Genomic DNA, 14,482 nt, shown 5'->3' with positions numbered 1-14,482 from the left:
TATGCGTATCAAATCCGCTTTGGCAGTCGCGGCGATCGTCGCCATGGCGGCCGCGTGCGGCTCCGGCGGTGGCGGCGACGCCGCCGAGCCCGCCAAGTCCGGTGGCGAGCCGGTGAAGCTGAACTTCCTCAGCCTGGCCTGGCAGAAGGAGTCCGTGGCCGCCAACAAGGAGCTCGTGGACGCCTGGAACAAGGCCAACCCCAACATCCAGGTCACCTACGTCCAGGGCAGCTGGGACAACGTCAACGACCAGCTCGTCACCTCCTTCGAGGGTGGCGACGCGCCCGACGTCATCCACGACGACTCCCCCGCGCTGTCCGGCTTCGCCTCGCGCGGCTACCTGCTGGACCTGAAGGACAAGGTGCCCGCCGAGCTGAAGAGCGACATCCCCCAGTCGGCGTGGGACACCGTCACCTTCGACGACGGCAAGGGCAACCAGGGTGTCTACGGCGTGCCGTTCCTGCAGGAGTCGCAGGTCATCATCGCCAACAAGAAGCTGCTCGACGCCGCGAAGGTGCGCGTGCCCACCGTGGACTCCCCCTGGACCTGGGACGAGTTCGCCGAGGTCAGCAAGAAGCTGACCAAGGGCGAGACGTTCGGCGTGGCGTGGCCGATGAAGTCGCCTGTCAACAAGACGCTCAACCTGGCGCTCAACTTCAACGGCACCTTCTTCCAGACCGGCGCCGACGGCAAGACCACGGTCAAGGTCGGAGCCGAGGAGAAGCAGGTGCTCCAGCGCATCCACGACCAGCTCTACAAGGACAAGTCGGCCGACCCGTCGGCGCTCGGCATGGGCACCGCCGACCCGCTGCCCGGCTTCTTCGGCGGCAAGTACGCGCTGCTGCCCGTCGGCGTCTACCTGCGCCAGCAGGTCGTGGAGCAGGCTCCCGACGGCTTCGAGTGGGTCACGCTTCCCCCGATGAAGGGCGAGACCGCCAACCAGGGCGCGGTCTCCCAGACCCTGTCGGTCTCGGCCGACAGCAAGCACCCCGAGGAGTCCATCAAGTTCATGTCGTTCTTCCTGAACGGCCCGAACCAGGCCAAGCTCGCCAAGGGCGACTGGCTGCTGCCGACCTCGCAGAAGGCCGCCGCCGACCCGTCGATCACCACTGAGGAGAACGGCTGGGACGTGGCCACCGCCTCGGCGAAGAACCTGGTCGTCGCGCCGTTCCTCAAGGTCAACGGCTTCGACGAGTGGAAGAGCAAGGTGGCCACCCCCACCCTGCAGCAGTACTACGCCAACAAGATCTCTCTCGACGAGGCGGCGGCGAAGCTGGTCGAGGAGGGCAACAAGGTGCTGGAGCGGTACTCCTCGTGACCTTGACGCAGGATCGCGCCCGAGGGTGTCTGCTCGGCCTCGCGGCCGGCGACGCCCTCGGCGCGCCCGCCGAGAACATGGAACCCGCCCAGATCGCCGCCAGATGGGGCAGGCTCACCGAGATCGAGGGCGGCGGCACCGATGACACCGAGTACGCCATCTTCGCCGCGTCCCTGCTGGTGCGACACGGCCACGAGCTGACCGCCGAGGACGTGGCCGACGCCTACCGCAGGGAGATCATCCCCGCGGTGCTCGGCCCGATGAAGGGCGCCGGCTTCTCCGAGCTCGGCACCATCCAGGCGCTCAGGCGTGGCCTCGAGCCGCCCATGACCGGGATGATCCACTCGCACGGCTGGTCGGACGGCCTGGCGATGAGGGCGGCGCCGTACGGGATCTTCTGCCCTGGCGATCCCGCGGAGGCGGCGCGGCTGATCGAGCAGGACGGCCTGGTCAGCGGCGAGGGAGAGGGCATCAACGGCGGCATGGCGGTGGCCGCGGCCGTGGCGGCCTCGATGGCGGGGGCCGCTCCTGAGGAGGCGGTCGACGCGGGACTGGCCGCGATCCCCGAGGACTCGTGGACCGCGCGCACCATCGCCAGGGCGCGCCCGCTCAGGGACTCACCCGAGCGGCTGCACGAGGCCGTGGTGATCAGGCACTACCCGTGGACCGACCTCGCGCCCGAGGCCGTGGCGCTGGCGTTCGCCGCCTACCTGCACGGCGAAGGCGACGTGGAGGAGTCGGTGACGTACGCGGTCAGTCTCGGCCGCGACGCCGACACCATCGGCGCCATCGCGGGCGCGCTGTCGGGCGCGGGACAGGGCGAGGGCGGCGTGCCCGCCAGGTGGGCCGAGCGCATCGGCCCCGCCACCGGCAAGTGTCTGCCGGTGGTCGCGGGCAGGCACGTGCTCGACGTCGCGGACGAGCTGGCGAGAGGACTCTAGGACAACACATGTCGGGGGACAGGATCACAGGCGCGTTCGTCGGCCTGGCCGTGGGCGACGCGGCGGGCTGGCCGGCCGCCAGGCATCGCTCCGCGCTGCACGCGCCGTGGAGCAGGCGGCTGCACCGCGAGCTCGACGCCTTCGCCGAGGAGCACAGGGTCACGACGCTGCCGGTGCCGTTCGCGCTCAACCAGCAGACCGCGCCGCTGGCCGTCGGGCCTTCCGACGACGCCGAGTGGCTGGCGTGGACGGCGCTGACCATCGCGCAGGACAGGGTGAGGGCCTTCCTCGACCTGGCCGAGCGCGACGACCTGCGGGCGCGGATCTCGGTGACGACCGCGCTGGACAACCTGCGGCGCGGCGTCGAGCCGCCCGCCAGCGGGCACGACAACCCACACTTCTTCGACGACGCGGCCGCCGTGCGGGCCGTCGCGTTCGGCGCCACGGGCCGCGACCCTGTCCCCGACGCGCGGATCACCAACGCGGGAGACGGCGTTCTCGGCGCGAAGGCGATGGCCGCGGCGGTCGGGGCGGCCGTCGAGAGCGGTTCGGCGGCCGCGGCGGTCGAGGCGGCGCTGGCCGAGCTGCCCGAGGACAGCGCGATCGGCCTCAACGCCAGGACGGCGCTGCGCGTCGCGCGCAAGGCGGGAGCGGCCTTCGCCGCGGTGCCCGAGCTCGACGCCGCGCTGATCGACCACGTCTACAGCTACGCCGTCTCCGCCTCGGTGACGGTGCCCGTCGCGCTGGCGCTGGCCGAGGTGTCGGGCGGATCGCTCGCGCAGGCCGTGCCGGCCGCCGCGTGCCTGTCGGCGGTCGCCGACTCCGCGCCCGCGCTCACCGGCGCGATCACCGGCGCCTGCGGCGGATTCTCGGTGATACCTGAGGGGTGGGCCGCCTCCGCACGGAGGCTGGCCGGGTGCTGCCTGCCCGAACTGGCTGGCAGGGATCTAGTGGATATTTCGGAGGGAATGGCATGACGCCGCTGGAAGACAAGGCCGCTGGTTGCGTGGCGGGAGCGGCGGTCGGTGACGCCCTCGGCGGCGCCACCGAAGGCTGGACTCCCGAGCAGATCACGCAGCGGTACGGCGGGACGGTCGAGGGGGTCGTGCCGCCCTTCAACTCCGACTGGCGCAACGCGCGGCCGATCGCGCCGTACCACAAGGGCGACGGCCACATCACCGACGACACGTTGATGACGCACGCGCTGATCCGCGTCTACGAGAAGACCGCCGGACACCTCGACGCCTATGCGATGGCCGAGCACATGGTGCCGGAGATGATGGCGCAGAAGCAGTGGATCCCCGAGCTCGAAGCCGAGGCGCTGCCGCTCCAGCGGGTCTTCCTCGCCGAGAAGTGGATCGTGGCACGCCTGCACTACGGGCACGTCGACCCGCGCGAGGCGGGCGTCGGCAACATCGTCAACTGCGGCGCCGCCATGTACGTCGCGCCGGTCGGCGTCGTCAACGCGGGCGACCCCGACGCCGCCTACGCCGAGGCGATCGACCTGACGGGGGCGCACCAGTCCTCCTACGGCCGCGAGGCCGCGGGCGTCATGGCGGGCGCGGTGGCCGAGGCCATGCGGCAGGGGGCGACGGCCGACTCGGTGGTGGCCGTGGCCTCGCGGCTGGCCAAGGACGGGACCAGGGCCGCGATCGACGCGGTGTGCTCGCGGGCTCGCGACTTCGGCCACTGGGAGGGCTCCTTCGAGGCGCTGCGCGCGGCCATGCGGCCCTACGACACCGTCGCCGACACCTACCGCGACCAGGGGCTCGGCGCCCGGCGGCCGTCCCGCGTGCACAGCATCGAGGAGCTGCCGCTGGCGCTGGCGTTCCTGCTGATCGCCAAGGGCGACTACAGGGACACCGTGCTCGGCGGGGTCAACTACGGGCGCGACGCCGACTCCATCGCCTCCATGGGCGGCGCGATCGCCGGGGCGCTCGGCGGGCTGTCGGCCGTGCCGTCCGCGTGGGTGTCGCAGGTCGGTACGGCCAGCCGTACCGACCTGGTGGCGCCCGGCGTCGCCCTCGCCGGCGTCGCGCGGAGGATCCACCGCGACGACGTGGCCAGGCGGCGCGCCCACGAGGACGCCTTCGCCGAACTGGCCGGCGAATGATCAGGCTCACCTGGGTGCAGCCCGAGGACCTGGTGGGGCACGAGCTGCGCCAGGCCGCCGAGGACGGGCGCGACGTGGCGGACGTCGCGGCGCGCTGGCACGCGGCGGGCGGCCACGAAGCGCCACCCCGCGCGGGCGCCTCCCCGCCCGACGCGCTCGGGCTGCGCGGGCTGGCCGAGGAGCTGCTGGACGAGCTCTCCTCGCGCGAGTCGCCGCTGGAGGAGCCCTCCGGCCTCGCGGAGATCGTCTCCCTGTGCCCGGCCTGGCCGGTCGCCGGCGGGGGGGCAGAGCGGCCCGATCACGACAGGGTGCTGGGCGCGTGGCTGGGCAGGGCCGCAGGGTGCGTGCTCGGCAAGCCGGTGGAGAAGATCCCGCGCGAGGGCGTCAGAGCCATCGCCGAGGCCACAGGGAACTGGCCGATCCGCGGCTGGTTCACCGCGGCAGGCCTGCCGTCCGAGATCAACGAGCGGTGGCCGTGGAACCGGCGCAGCGCGGTCAACTCGCTGGCCGAGAACATCGACGGTGTACCCGAGGACGACGACCTCAACTACCCGCTGCTGGCCCTGTCGGTGCTGGAGCGGCACGGCCGCGACTTCACCACCGACGACGTGGCCAAGCTCTGGCTCGACGAGCTGCCCGCAGGCCGTACCTTCACCGCCGAGCGCGTCGCCTACCGCAATCTGCTGGCGGGCGTCGAACCGCCGGAGACCGCGACCCGCCGCAACCCGTTCCGCGAGTGGATCGGCGCGCTGATCAGGACCGACGTGTACGGCTGGGTCAACCCTGGCGACCCGGCGAAGGCCGCCGAGTACGCCTGGCGCGACGCCAGGCTCACCCACACGGCCAACGGCGTCTACGGCGCGATGTTCGTGGCCGCCATGTGCGCCCGGTCGATGGTGGCGAGCTCGGTGAAAGAGGTGGTCGAGGCGGGCCTGTCCGTGGTCCCGCCCGGTTCCAGGCTGGCTCACGCCGTACGGCAGGCCGTCGAGGACGCCGGGCGCCTGGCCGACTTCGAGCAGGTCCTCGACCGCCTGCACGAGCGGCACGGACACCTGCACTGGGTTCACACGATCAACAACGCCGCCCTGGTCGCGGCCACGCTCGTGCACGGCGACGGCGACTTCACCGCCTCGATCGCGGGTGCGGTGGCGGGCGGCTGGGACACCGACTCGGCGGGCGCGACGGTCGGCTCGATCGTCGGCGCGCTGAACGGCGGGGTGCCCGGCCAGTGGCGGATGCGCGACAGCCTGGCCAGCAGCCTGACCGGGTTCGACGGCATCGCCCTGAGTGAGCTGGCGCGGCGCACAGAGAGGATGATGGTGGCATGATCTCGGTCTTCGGCAGCGCGAACATGGATCTGGTCGCCTACGTGCCCACGGCGCCCAAGCTCGGAGAGACTGTTACGGGTCGCTCCTTCCGCACCATCCCCGGAGGGAAGGGTGCCAACCAGGCGATCGCCGCGTCCCGCGCGGGCGCGGACGTCGCCTTCCTGGGCGCGGTCGGCGACGACTCCTTCGGGGTGGTCCTGCGGGCGACCCTCGTGGAGTCGGGCGTCGACGTCAGCGTGCTACGGCAGGTGCAGGGCACCAGCGGCATCGCGCACATCGTGGTGGAGGACTCGGGCGGCAACTCGATCATCGTGGTCCCCGGCGCGAACGGCACGGTGACCGGGCCCTCGCAGGACGACCTGGAGCTCATCGCCGGCTCCTCCGCGGTGCTGCTGCAGCTGGAGCTGCCGATGGCGGCCGTGATCAGCGCGGCGAAGGCGGCCCACGCGTCGGGCGCGCCGGTGATCCTCACACCGGCTCCCGCCCAGCCGCTGCCCGCCGACCTGCTCGACGCGGTGACGCTGATCGTGCCGAACGAGCACGAGGCGGCGGCGATCACCGGCGTCGAGGACCCGGAGAAGGCGCTGGACGCGCTGCTGGAGCGGGTGCCCGAGGCGGTGATCACCCTGGGTTCCGAAGGGGCGCTGTACGGCTCGCGCGACGGGCTGCGGCTGCGGGTGCCCGCCGTCCAGGTGAAGGCGGTCGACACGACAGCGGCGGGCGACACGTTCGTCGGCGCGCTGGCGGTGGCCAGGTCGGAGGGTCTGGAGCCCGAGGAGGCGCTCCGCTTCGCCTCGGTGGCGGCCTCCATCTCCGTGCAGAGCGAAGGCGCGAGCACCTCGATGCCGACCCGCGCGCAGATCGACGCGGCGCTCGGCTGACCCTTGACCCCTTGCTGCTCACGCGCCGGCGTCCTTCGGGGAGGGGCGCCGGTCGCGGGCGGCGGGGTTCGGGCAGGACAAACGCGTTCATAGTGACGGAAATGCCGGAAAATGGGCGCATGCGTCTCCCCAGCTGGTTCGCTGAGCGTGTCGAACCCACCTCCCCAGACCAAGTACTCCGCGTCTCCACTCTTGAACTCTTCTTCGACCTGGTCTTCGTCTTCACCGTCACGCAGCTGACCACGCTCCTCGTGGACGGGTTCAAGGACGGTGCCCCCGGTGTTCAGGACCACGGCGGGCCCGCTGCGGGCGCCCTGCGGGTGCTGCTCGTGTTCGGCGTCATCTGGTGGATGTACGCCGGATACGCGTGGCTGACGAACACGATCCCGCCCGTCCGTCCCGCGCGGCGGATCCTCGTCCTGCTGGGCATGGTCGGATTCCTCATCATGGCCCTGGCCATTCCCACGGCCTTCAACGGTGGCGGGTGGGCCTTCGCGCTCGGCTACCTGATCATCGTGCTCGTCCACGCGGGACTCTACCTGCAGGCCACCGCCTCGTTCGTCCGGGTCGTACCGTTCAACCTGGCGGCCACGGCGCTGCTGTTCGCCGCCGGCTTCGTCACCGGCGTTCTCGTCTACGTCCTGTGGGTCGCCGCGATGGTGCTGCTGTGGGGCAGCCCGTACTTCATCGGGCAGAGGGGCTTCCCGCTGCACCCTGCCCACATCGTGGAACGGCACGGGCTGCTGGTGATCGTGGCGCTCGGGGAGTCTGTCGTGGCGATCGGCATCGGGGCACACGGCAGCGTCGCTCCCGGCCTGCTGGTCGCGGCCACTCTGGGGCTGGTCCTCGCGGCCTGCCTGTGGTGGAGCTACTTCGGCGCTGAGGACGAGGTGGCCGCCGAACGCACGCTCGCCCTGGCCGAAGTGGTACGCCGGACCAGGCTGATCCTCGGCGCGTACTTCTACGCCCACATTCCCATGCTGCTCGGCATCGTCGCGGTCGCGGCAGGTGTCAAGGAAGCGCTCGGCCACCCACTCGACCACATGCACCCCGGCCCGGCGATCGCCCTGTCGGCGGGCATCACGCTCTACCTGGTCGGTGACATGATGTACCGGCGTGTCCTCGGCATGCCCTCACGTCCGCTGCGCCGGACGGCAGCGGTGCTGGCGCCCGTGACGATCCTCCTCGGCCTGTGGACGGCCCTCTCCCAGCTCGCCGTTCTCGTCGCCCTGCTGGTCACGGCCCTCGCCGTCGAACACTTCGGCCGTTCCCCCAAGCCGGTCGTGCCCGCCGACGAACAGTAGCGAGATCACCGTCCCCCGTGGCAGGACCTGCCAGGGGAGTACGGCTCGTGGCCAACCGACCGGTTCCGGTCGTGGGCGACCAAGGGCGGCTCTAGTCGCGCAGCCGCTCGGCGCACTCGTCGCGGTAGCGCTCCACCAGCGGCCGCACGCGACCGGGGTCGGCCAGCACCGCACGCGACACCGAGGGCAGCACCGACCGGCGCACGCCCGCGAAGAGTCTGGCCACGTCGGCGGGCGAGGCCCCCTGGGCGCCGAGACCGGGGGACAGGATCGGGCCGCCGAGACGGTCGAGCGGATGGCCCACCTTGTCGAGCGTGGCGCCCACGACCACCCCCACCGAACCGAGGCCGCCGGCGCCCTCGTTGGCCTCCGCCACCCCGTCGAGGATCTGGTCGGCGACCGCGCTCTGCAGGGCGCTCGCCTCGGGGTTGGAGGTGCGGGCCAGCACGAACACGCCCGCGTCGTTGCCGCGCGCGACGGCGAGGGTGCCGGCGAGCGACCCGAACCCGAGGTAGGGGCTGACGGTCAGCGCGTCGGCCGCCATCGGGCTGCCCTGCTCCAGGTACGCCTCGGCGTAGGCGGCCATCGTGGTGTCGATGTCGCCGCGCTTGGCGTCCAGGATCACCAGCGTGCCGGCCTCGCGCAGCGCGGGGATGACGCGCTCCAGCACGGCGACGCCCCTGCTGCCCCACCGTTCGTAGAAGGCCGACTGCGGCTTGACGGCGGCGGCGAGGTCACCGACCGCCTCGGCGACGGTGTGGGTGAAGCGCTCGAGGCCCGCGGGGGAGTCGTCCAGGCCCCACGCCGACAGCAGCGCGGGGCTGGGGTCGATGCCGACGCACAGCGGCCCCCGCCGCTCCATCTGCGCGCGTAACCGGCGGCCGAACGGCTCGCTCATGCCCGCGACTCTACTGGACGGCCCCCTCGGGGAGGTCGTCCTCGAGACTGTCCGACGCCTTGACCAGAGCGGTCAGCGCCCGTGCCACCGTGGCGGTCTCCATGCTCGGCCGGTCGGTGTCCGTGACCTGGTGCGGCGCGTACGGCACGTGCACGAACCCGCCTCGCAGGCCGGGCCGCTCGGTCGCGATCAGGTGCGCCAGAGCGTAGGCCACCTGGTTGCACACGAACGTGCCCGCCGTGTAGGAGACGGCCGCGGGGATCCCCTCCGCCCTGACGGCCCGCACCATCGCCTTCACCGGCAGCGTGGACAGGTAGGCGTCCGGCCCGCCCTCCACCACGGGCAGGCCGGAGGGCCGGGCGCCGGCGTTGTCGGGGATGCGCGCCTCGATGAGGTTGATCGCCACCTTCTCCACCGAGATCACCGCACGCCCGCCCGCCTGGCCCATGCACAGGACCAGCGCGGGGTCGTGCCGCTCGATCGCCTCCCGCAGCGCGGCCGGCGCGTCGGCGAACACGCACGGCAGCTCGACCGCGGTCACCCCGGGGACCAGCAGGGCGGCGTCGTAGGACGGGTTGGTCGTCTCCCCGCCGAACGGCTCGAACCCCGTGACCAGCACACGCGACATTCATCTGCTCCTTGGATGCGGCGCCTGACGTCCGGTACGAGTCTCGACCATGAGGGACAGCGGTGAGCCGGCGGGCCGGACGGCGACGGCTATCTCGGCGTGGTCACTTTCGTGGCACGCGCTCCTGGGTAGTCACCTGGCATGTACGAGATCGCCCAGCGTGTTCTCACGCTGCTGACCGAGCCGCCCAGCGAGGTCACGGTGACGATCGGGCTGCCGTTCGAGGAGCCGACAGGGGAGTGGTCCTGCCCGTACAGGATCGACGGGCTCGACGGCTGGGAGCACGAGAGGAAGGTCACCGGCGTGGACTCCCTGCAGGCGCTGGAGATCGTGCTCACCGTGGTGCGCAGCGCCCTCACGGAGTCGGCGGAGGCGCGCGAGGGGTTGCTGGTGTGGGAGGAGTTCACCTGACCAGGCGGCGCCAGCGCGGGATCTCGGTCACCACGGTCGCGGCGGCCAGCACCGACACGACGGCCGCGACGGCGGGCGCCCACGCCACCCACGACGCCGCCACGGCGGCGACCAGCTGCAGCGCCACCAGCAGGATCGTCACGAAACCCGGCACGGCGACGATCACCTGACGCTTGTCGCCGGGGGTGGCGAAGACCGTCGGCAGCCCGACGAGCACGATGACGGACAGTACCGCCAGCGCCACGGAGTGCGGCGCCAACGCCCATGGCGTGGCGATCCAGGCGGCCAACTCGGTGGTGAATCGAAGTGCGGAGCCGATTCCGGCTTTTTCAGGCACCCGGAAACCCTACTATGTGCCGTTATGTCTGACGTAAGACTGTTGGAGCTCAGGGCGCGTACCCGTGAACGCCCCCCAGGACCCGAGATGGTGCGGGTCATCGACCTGACCAGCCCCTCGGGGCTGCGCCTGCGCCGCTACCACCCCGCCGAGCGACCGCGCCCGCTGGTCGTGTACCTGCACGGTGGTGGCTGGGTCTTCGGCGATCTGGAGACCCACGACAGGACCTGCCGCAGGATCGCGCGGGAGTGCGACGTCGAGGTGCTGGCCGTCGACTACCGGCTCGCCCCCGAGAACCCCTGCCCCGCCGCCCTCGACGACGCGGTCGAGGTGCTGCGCTGGACCAGGCCCGTGGCGGTCGCGGGAGACAGTTCGGGCGGCTACCTGGCCACGATGGCGTGCATGCGGCTGCGCGACGAGGGTTGCGCGATGCCGGCGCTCCAGGTGCTGCTGTGCCCGAACACCGACCTCACGCTCTCCTGCCCGAGTGTCGTCTCCAAGGGCTCGGGCTTCGGCCTGGACGCCGAGACGCTGGAATGGTTCGTGGCCCAGTGGGTGCCCGACCCCGCCCTGCGCCCCGCCGCCAGCCCGCTGCTGTCGCCCAACCTGTACGGCATGCCGACTACGCTCCTGGTGACCGCGGAGAACGACGCGCTGCGCGACGAGGGCGACGCCTACGCCGCCAAGCTGGCCGAGGCGGGCGTGAAGGTCGTCCACCGGCAGGAGCCGGGGCTGGCGCACGGCTTCATCCAGGAGGCCTCCCCCGAGGCAGGGCCGGCCTGCGAGCGGGTCTTCTCCGACATCAAGGCCCTGATCCCGCGTTGAGGCTCATGCCGGATAATGCCCGGCATGAGCCTCCCCCGCCTGATCGCCACGGACCTCGACGGCACGCTGCTCGACCCCTCGGGCGCGGTCACCCCCCGCACCCGCCGCGCACTCAGGACGGCCAGGCAGGCGGGCGCGGAGGTGGTGTTCGTCACCGCCAGGCCGCCGCGCGCCATCGAGCGGATCGCCGAGGAGACCGGCGTGTCGGGCACGGCGATCTGCAGCAACGGGGCGGTCGTCTACGACATCGCCGCGGGCCGGATCCTCGCGACCCACCCGCTCGGCCTTGAGGACGCCCGCACGGTCGCGCGGACCCTCTCCGAGGCGCTGCCGGGCGTCGCGTTCGCGATCGAGACGGGCACCGGCGTGCTGTTCGAGCCCGGGTACGGCAAGCACGTCCCCGCCGACCTGCCCTACCGCAGGCAGGTCGAGTCGGTGTGGTCGGCCACGGAGCCCGTGGTGAAGCTGCTGGCCTGGTCCAGCGAGCACCACGCCGACGAGATGTTCACCGCGGCCGTCGCCGCCGTCGACGGCCAGGCCGAGATCACCCACTCGGGCGCCGGCGGGCTGCTGGAGATCAGCGCGGCGGGGGTGACCAAGGCGGGCACGCTGGCCGGACTGTGCGAGGAGCGCGGCATCGCCCCCTCGGCCGTGGTGGCGTTCGGCGACATGCCCAACGACCTGGCCGTTCTGGCCTACGCGGGGACGGGCTACGCGATGGCCAACTCCCACCACACCGTGCTGGCCGCGATCGAGCGCCACACCCTGTCGAACGCGGAGGACGGGGTCGCCGTCGTGCTGGAGGGCTACTTCACGCCGTGAACTCCTCCTGGGCGGCCATGACCTCGTCGGCGTGCTCGAACGCCCACTCACCGAACGCCTCGATCGGCCCGAGCATGCTGCGCCCCAGGTCCGTCAGTGCGTACTCCACCCTGGGCGGCGCCTCGGCGTAGGCGGCCCTGGAGACGATCCCGTTGAACTCCAGGCGCCGCAGCGTCTCGTTCAGCACCTTGGGGCTGATCCCGCCGATCCGTCTGCGCAGCTCGGCCGGACGGCTCGGCCCGTCGCGCAGCGCCCACACCACGACGGCGTTCCACGTGTTGGCGAGCAGGTCGAAGGCAAGCCTGGCCTGGCAGTCGGCGAGGAACATCGCGGCACGCACCAATCGGTATCCATTGGATTTTCTACCTTCGTCCTTACTTACACCTTCGAGGAGGACGCATGCGTATCGGCATTCTCGGCGCGGGCGGCATGGCCGACGCCCTCGGCACCCAGTGGCGTCGCGCGGGACACCAGGTGATGACCAGCAGCAGGAGGAATGAGGGCTCCTTCGCCCGGGCGATGGAGTACGGCGACGCCGTGCTGCTCGCCGTCCCCTCCCACGCGGCGCTCGACGTCGTGGACGGGTCACTGAAGGGCAAGGTGCTCATCGACTGCACGAACCCGAGCGTGGGGGGCGAGCTGACCGGCGACCACCCGCTGGCCGAGCGGGTCGCGGTCGCAACGGGAGCGCGGGTGGTCAAGGCGTTCAACCTGTGCCACGTGGACGTCTGGCGGATGACGCCGCCGGTGTTCGGCGGGCGCCCGCTGGCCGTACCCCTGTGCGGTGACGACGAGGAGGCGCTCGCGGTGGCCAGGGGGCTGGTCGAGGACCTCGGGTGCACGCCGTTCGACGGCGGGGGGCTGGCCAGGGCCGCGCTGCTGGAGGTGACCGCCGCCTTCATGATCGGGCTGTGGTTCAAGGGGCTGGACGCCCAGGCCATCGCGCCGCCGCTGTGACGACTACACCCGTCGGTGTAGTCGCGATGACGACGGGCGGAGGATGTCGCCGAAGAGCGCCGGCAAGATGCTGGCAGACATGGTCAAATACCTCACCCCCTTCAAGATCCTTGCCCTGGTCAACGTGGCGGCGGTGCTCCTCCAGGCCGTCACGGCCGGTCAGCTGCTCAGCGGCGGCGGCAAGGCGCTCCACGGCATGGGCGCGGGCGGCGTCCATGCCGCGGGGCTGCTCCTGCTGATCGTCGGCGTCCTGGTGTGGCGTCCGGGACGGGGGCCGGGCCGGCCCGCTCTGGCAAGCCTGGCGGTCCTGCTGCTGGGCTTCGTCCAGTCGGCCACGGGAGGTTCGGGCGCGACGGCGCTCCACGTGCCGCTCGGCATGACGATCATGGGCCTGAGCGTGTGGCTGGCGGTGTGGGCGTTCACGCCCTCGCGTTCGGCACGCAGTGTGTCACCTTGAGACCCGTGACATCGCGCGGGCCGTTCTCCGACCCGGCGCCCCCTCTCTCTACTTGATTGGCCCCATATCGCGAAGAAAGGCCGATAAAAGTCCATATGGGCTTTGACTCCGGGGAGACGATCAGCATGCTTGCCTCATGAGGGACGTACAAGTGATCGTCGGGCCGGGTCTGGCGGCCGACTGGGCATTGCTGGGGGAAGTGGCCGAACGCGAGTTCGCGGCGCTCGGCGTGAGCGGGGCGCTGCGACACGCCCGCGACGCCGTCGAGGCTCGCGCCCTCCTCTCCAGTACGGCGGGCGGCCCCGTCGTGGCGATCCCAGGACCCTCGGGTGAGCTGCGCGATCTCATGGGCTCGGTCGAGGGGGTCGTCTGGTGCGACTTCAGCCGGGTGCGTCAGATCGAGGGAGCCGCCCACATCCACGGCAGGGGAATCGACGGGCTGGCGTGGGCGATCAGGCACGCCGTCCACCAGGACCGGCAGCGGCCGCTGCGCGTCAGGTACGGCAAGCATCCCGAGCAGTGGGGCGACCTGCACCTGCCCGCCCACGGCACCGCGGATCTCCCCCTGCCCGTCGTCGCGCTCGTCCACGGCGGGTACTGGCGCTCGGTGTGGGCCGCCGACCTGATGGACGCACTCTGCGCCGACCTGACCGCGCGCGGGTTCGCCGCGTGGAACCTGGAGTACCGCCGCCCCGACCTGCACGGCTGGGACGCCACGACCGCCGACGTCGCCGACGGCCTCGGCGCGCTGTCCGGCGTCGCTGCCTCGCTGTCCGGCGCCCGGCTCGACCTGGGAAGGGTCGCGGTCGTCGGACACTCGGCGGGCGCGCAGCTCGCGTTGCGGGCGGCGGCCGACAGCGCGAAGGTGGCCATGGCCGTGTCGCTGGCAGGGGTGCTCGACCTGGTGGAGGGGGATCGGCGCCACCTCAGCTCGGGCGCGGTGGCCGCCGCCCTCGGCGGGCCCGCGCGCGGCGACTGCGGGTCGCCGCACGCGACGTACGCCGAGTCGAGCCCGCTGTTGCGGCTGCCGCTGGGAGTGCCGCAGCTCATCGTGCAGGGATCGGGCGACGACCTCGACCTGATCGACTTCAGCCGCAGGTACGCCAGGGCGGCCGAGGCGGCAGGAGACGAGGTGACCTACATGGAGATGTCGGGCGACCACTTCGCGGTGATCTCGCCCCGCACGCCCATCTGGCGCACCACGGCCCTGGCCATCGCCGACCGCCTCGCCGGCGACAAACCCGCGAAACCAGCCTGAGGCC

General features: G+C 72.0%; 17 protein-coding genes. 13 read left to right on the top strand and 4 right to left on the bottom strand.

All coding sequences use genetic code 11. From position 1 onward, the window contains the following. Position 1: 1 nt before the first annotated feature. The 7 genes from ACFSKW_RS10915 to ACFSKW_RS10885 all read left to right on the top strand — a co-directional run bounded on the left by ACFSKW_RS10915 (position 2) and on the right by ACFSKW_RS10885 (position 7,885). Positions 2 to 1,318 carry an ABC transporter substrate-binding protein gene (locus tag ACFSKW_RS10915; RefSeq protein WP_379571840.1) on the top strand — a complete coding sequence of 439 codons (1,317 nt, stop codon included), beginning with the start codon at positions 2 to 4 and terminating at the stop codon, positions 1,316 to 1,318. Next, a complete protein-coding gene (locus ACFSKW_RS10910) occupies positions 1,315 to 2,259 on the top strand; it encodes an ADP-ribosylglycohydrolase family protein (RefSeq protein ID WP_379571838.1) in 945 nt (314 codons plus the stop codon). Before ACFSKW_RS10915 ends, ACFSKW_RS10910 begins: the two co-directional genes overlap by 4 nt. An 8-nt stretch (positions 2,260 to 2,267) precedes the next feature. Then, a complete protein-coding gene (locus tag ACFSKW_RS10905) occupies positions 2,268 to 3,236 on the top strand; it encodes an ADP-ribosylglycohydrolase family protein (RefSeq protein WP_379571836.1) in 969 nt (322 codons plus the stop codon). Further along, positions 3,233 to 4,372, top strand: coding sequence for an ADP-ribosylglycohydrolase family protein (locus ACFSKW_RS10900; protein WP_379571834.1), 1,140 nt, complete (start codon positions 3,233 to 3,235; stop codon positions 4,370 to 4,372). Before ACFSKW_RS10905 ends, ACFSKW_RS10900 begins: the two co-directional genes overlap by 4 nt. Then, on the top strand, positions 4,369 to 5,700 hold the full coding sequence (locus ACFSKW_RS10895; RefSeq protein ID WP_379571832.1) for an ADP-ribosylglycohydrolase family protein: 1,332 nt from the start codon (positions 4,369 to 4,371) through the stop codon (positions 5,698 to 5,700). The genes ACFSKW_RS10900 and ACFSKW_RS10895 overlap by 4 nt, the downstream gene beginning before the upstream one ends. Continuing rightward, positions 5,697 to 6,581, top strand: a complete 885-nt coding sequence (rbsK, locus tag ACFSKW_RS10890; RefSeq protein WP_379571830.1) for a ribokinase — start codon at positions 5,697 to 5,699, stop codon at positions 6,579 to 6,581. Before ACFSKW_RS10895 ends, rbsK begins: the two co-directional genes overlap by 4 nt. 119 nt (positions 6,582 to 6,700) lie before the next feature. Beyond that, a complete protein-coding gene (locus ACFSKW_RS10885; RefSeq protein ID WP_379571828.1) occupies positions 6,701 to 7,885 on the top strand; it encodes a low temperature requirement protein A in 1,185 nt (394 codons plus the stop codon). Positions 7,886 to 7,976: 91 nt separating this feature from the next. Here ACFSKW_RS10885 and pyrF read toward each other — a convergent pair whose 3' ends face one another. Continuing rightward, positions 7,977 to 8,783 carry an orotidine-5'-phosphate decarboxylase gene (gene pyrF / locus ACFSKW_RS10880; protein WP_379571826.1) on the bottom strand — a complete coding sequence of 269 codons (807 nt, stop codon included), beginning with the start codon at positions 8,781 to 8,783 and terminating at the stop codon, positions 7,977 to 7,979. 10 nt (positions 8,784 to 8,793) lie between these two features. Further along, the gene (gene pcp, locus ACFSKW_RS10875) at positions 8,794 to 9,411 is read right to left on the bottom strand and encodes a pyroglutamyl-peptidase I (protein WP_379571824.1); all 618 of its coding nucleotides are present in this window, start codon (positions 9,409 to 9,411) and stop codon (positions 8,794 to 8,796) included. Positions 9,412 to 9,552: 141 nt separating this feature from the next. Here pcp and ACFSKW_RS10870 point away from each other — a divergent pair, with 141 nt between their 5' ends. Further along, positions 9,553 to 9,822 (top strand): DUF6968 family protein, encoded by a 270-nt coding sequence (locus ACFSKW_RS10870; protein ID WP_379571822.1) that lies wholly within the window; start codon positions 9,553 to 9,555, stop codon positions 9,820 to 9,822. Here ACFSKW_RS10870 and ACFSKW_RS10865 read toward each other — a convergent pair. Further along, the gene (locus ACFSKW_RS10865; protein ID WP_379571821.1) at positions 9,815 to 10,159 is read right to left on the bottom strand and encodes a hypothetical protein; all 345 of its coding nucleotides are present in this window, start codon (positions 10,157 to 10,159) and stop codon (positions 9,815 to 9,817) included. The two genes, ACFSKW_RS10870 and ACFSKW_RS10865, sit on opposite strands and share 8 nt — an antisense overlap. A gap of 24 nt (positions 10,160 to 10,183) precedes the next feature. On the opposite strand from ACFSKW_RS10865, the gene ACFSKW_RS10860 reads away from it, so the two are divergent. Both ACFSKW_RS10860 and ACFSKW_RS10855 read left to right on the top strand, forming a co-directional pair. Further along, on the top strand, positions 10,184 to 10,984 hold the full coding sequence (locus tag ACFSKW_RS10860) for an alpha/beta hydrolase (protein ID WP_379571819.1): 801 nt from the start codon (positions 10,184 to 10,186) through the stop codon (positions 10,982 to 10,984). Between the two features lie 24 nt (positions 10,985 to 11,008). Then, on the top strand, positions 11,009 to 11,806 hold the full coding sequence (locus tag ACFSKW_RS10855; RefSeq protein WP_379571817.1) for a Cof-type HAD-IIB family hydrolase: 798 nt from the start codon (positions 11,009 to 11,011) through the stop codon (positions 11,804 to 11,806). On the opposite strand, the gene ACFSKW_RS10850 is transcribed toward ACFSKW_RS10855, so the two are convergent. Further along, the gene (locus ACFSKW_RS10850; protein ID WP_379571815.1) at positions 11,796 to 12,146 is read right to left on the bottom strand and encodes a winged helix-turn-helix transcriptional regulator; all 351 of its coding nucleotides are present in this window, start codon (positions 12,144 to 12,146) and stop codon (positions 11,796 to 11,798) included. The genes ACFSKW_RS10855 and ACFSKW_RS10850 overlap by 11 nt on opposite strands. Before the next feature lie 59 nt (positions 12,147 to 12,205). Here ACFSKW_RS10850 and ACFSKW_RS10845 point away from each other — a divergent pair, with 59 nt between their 5' ends. From ACFSKW_RS10845 to ACFSKW_RS10835, 3 genes are all read left to right on the top strand, one after another. After that, on the top strand, positions 12,206 to 12,763 hold the full coding sequence (locus ACFSKW_RS10845) for an NADPH-dependent F420 reductase (RefSeq protein WP_379571813.1): 558 nt from the start codon (positions 12,206 to 12,208) through the stop codon (positions 12,761 to 12,763). A 79-nt stretch (positions 12,764 to 12,842) separates the two neighbouring features. Next, positions 12,843 to 13,220, top strand: coding sequence for a hypothetical protein (locus ACFSKW_RS10840; RefSeq protein WP_379571811.1), 378 nt, complete (start codon positions 12,843 to 12,845; stop codon positions 13,218 to 13,220). 136 nt (positions 13,221 to 13,356) lie between these two features. Continuing rightward, on the top strand, positions 13,357 to 14,478 hold the full coding sequence (locus ACFSKW_RS10835) for an alpha/beta hydrolase family protein (protein ID WP_379571809.1): 1,122 nt from the start codon (positions 13,357 to 13,359) through the stop codon (positions 14,476 to 14,478). Positions 14,479 to 14,482: the final 4 nt, after the last annotated feature.

This window comes from Nonomuraea mangrovi, from assembly GCF_042681425.1.
GTDB lineage: Bacteria > Actinomycetota > Actinomycetes > Streptosporangiales > Streptosporangiaceae > Nonomuraea > Nonomuraea mangrovi.
The sequence above is the reverse complement of the archived record's forward strand: the minus strand, read 5'-3'. Positions and strand labels throughout refer to the sequence as shown.

Bases quoted from the DNA above. Each gene is read 5' to 3' on its own strand.
- pcp (WP_379571824.1), bottom strand. From the start codon at position 9,411: ATGTCGCGTGTGCTGGTCACGGGGTTCGAGCCGTTCGGCGGGGAGACG.
- ACFSKW_RS10915 (WP_379571840.1), top strand. From the start codon at position 2: ATGCGTATCAAATCCGCTTTGGCAGTCGCGGCGATCGTCGCCATGGCG.
- ACFSKW_RS10870 (WP_379571822.1), top strand. From the start codon at position 9,553: ATGTACGAGATCGCCCAGCGTGTTCTCACGCTGCTGACCGAGCCGCCC.
- ACFSKW_RS10845 (WP_379571813.1), top strand. From the start codon at position 12,206: ATGCGTATCGGCATTCTCGGCGCGGGCGGCATGGCCGACGCCCTCGGC.
- ACFSKW_RS10835 (WP_379571809.1), top strand. From the start codon at position 13,357: ATGAGGGACGTACAAGTGATCGTCGGGCCGGGTCTGGCGGCCGACTGG.
- ACFSKW_RS10840 (WP_379571811.1), top strand. From the start codon at position 12,843: ATGGTCAAATACCTCACCCCCTTCAAGATCCTTGCCCTGGTCAACGTG.
- ACFSKW_RS10885 (WP_379571828.1), top strand. From the start codon at position 6,701: ATGCGTCTCCCCAGCTGGTTCGCTGAGCGTGTCGAACCCACCTCCCCA.
- ACFSKW_RS10895 (WP_379571832.1), top strand. From the start codon at position 4,369: ATGATCAGGCTCACCTGGGTGCAGCCCGAGGACCTGGTGGGGCACGAG.
- ACFSKW_RS10860 (WP_379571819.1), top strand. From the start codon at position 10,184: ATGTCTGACGTAAGACTGTTGGAGCTCAGGGCGCGTACCCGTGAACGC.
- ACFSKW_RS10900 (WP_379571834.1), top strand. From the start codon at position 3,233: ATGACGCCGCTGGAAGACAAGGCCGCTGGTTGCGTGGCGGGAGCGGCG.
- pyrF (WP_379571826.1), bottom strand. From the start codon at position 8,783: ATGAGCGAGCCGTTCGGCCGCCGGTTACGCGCGCAGATGGAGCGGCGG.
- rbsK (WP_379571830.1), top strand. From the start codon at position 5,697: ATGATCTCGGTCTTCGGCAGCGCGAACATGGATCTGGTCGCCTACGTG.
- ACFSKW_RS10855 (WP_379571817.1), top strand. From the start codon at position 11,009: ATGAGCCTCCCCCGCCTGATCGCCACGGACCTCGACGGCACGCTGCTC.
- ACFSKW_RS10905 (WP_379571836.1), top strand. From the start codon at position 2,268: ATGTCGGGGGACAGGATCACAGGCGCGTTCGTCGGCCTGGCCGTGGGC.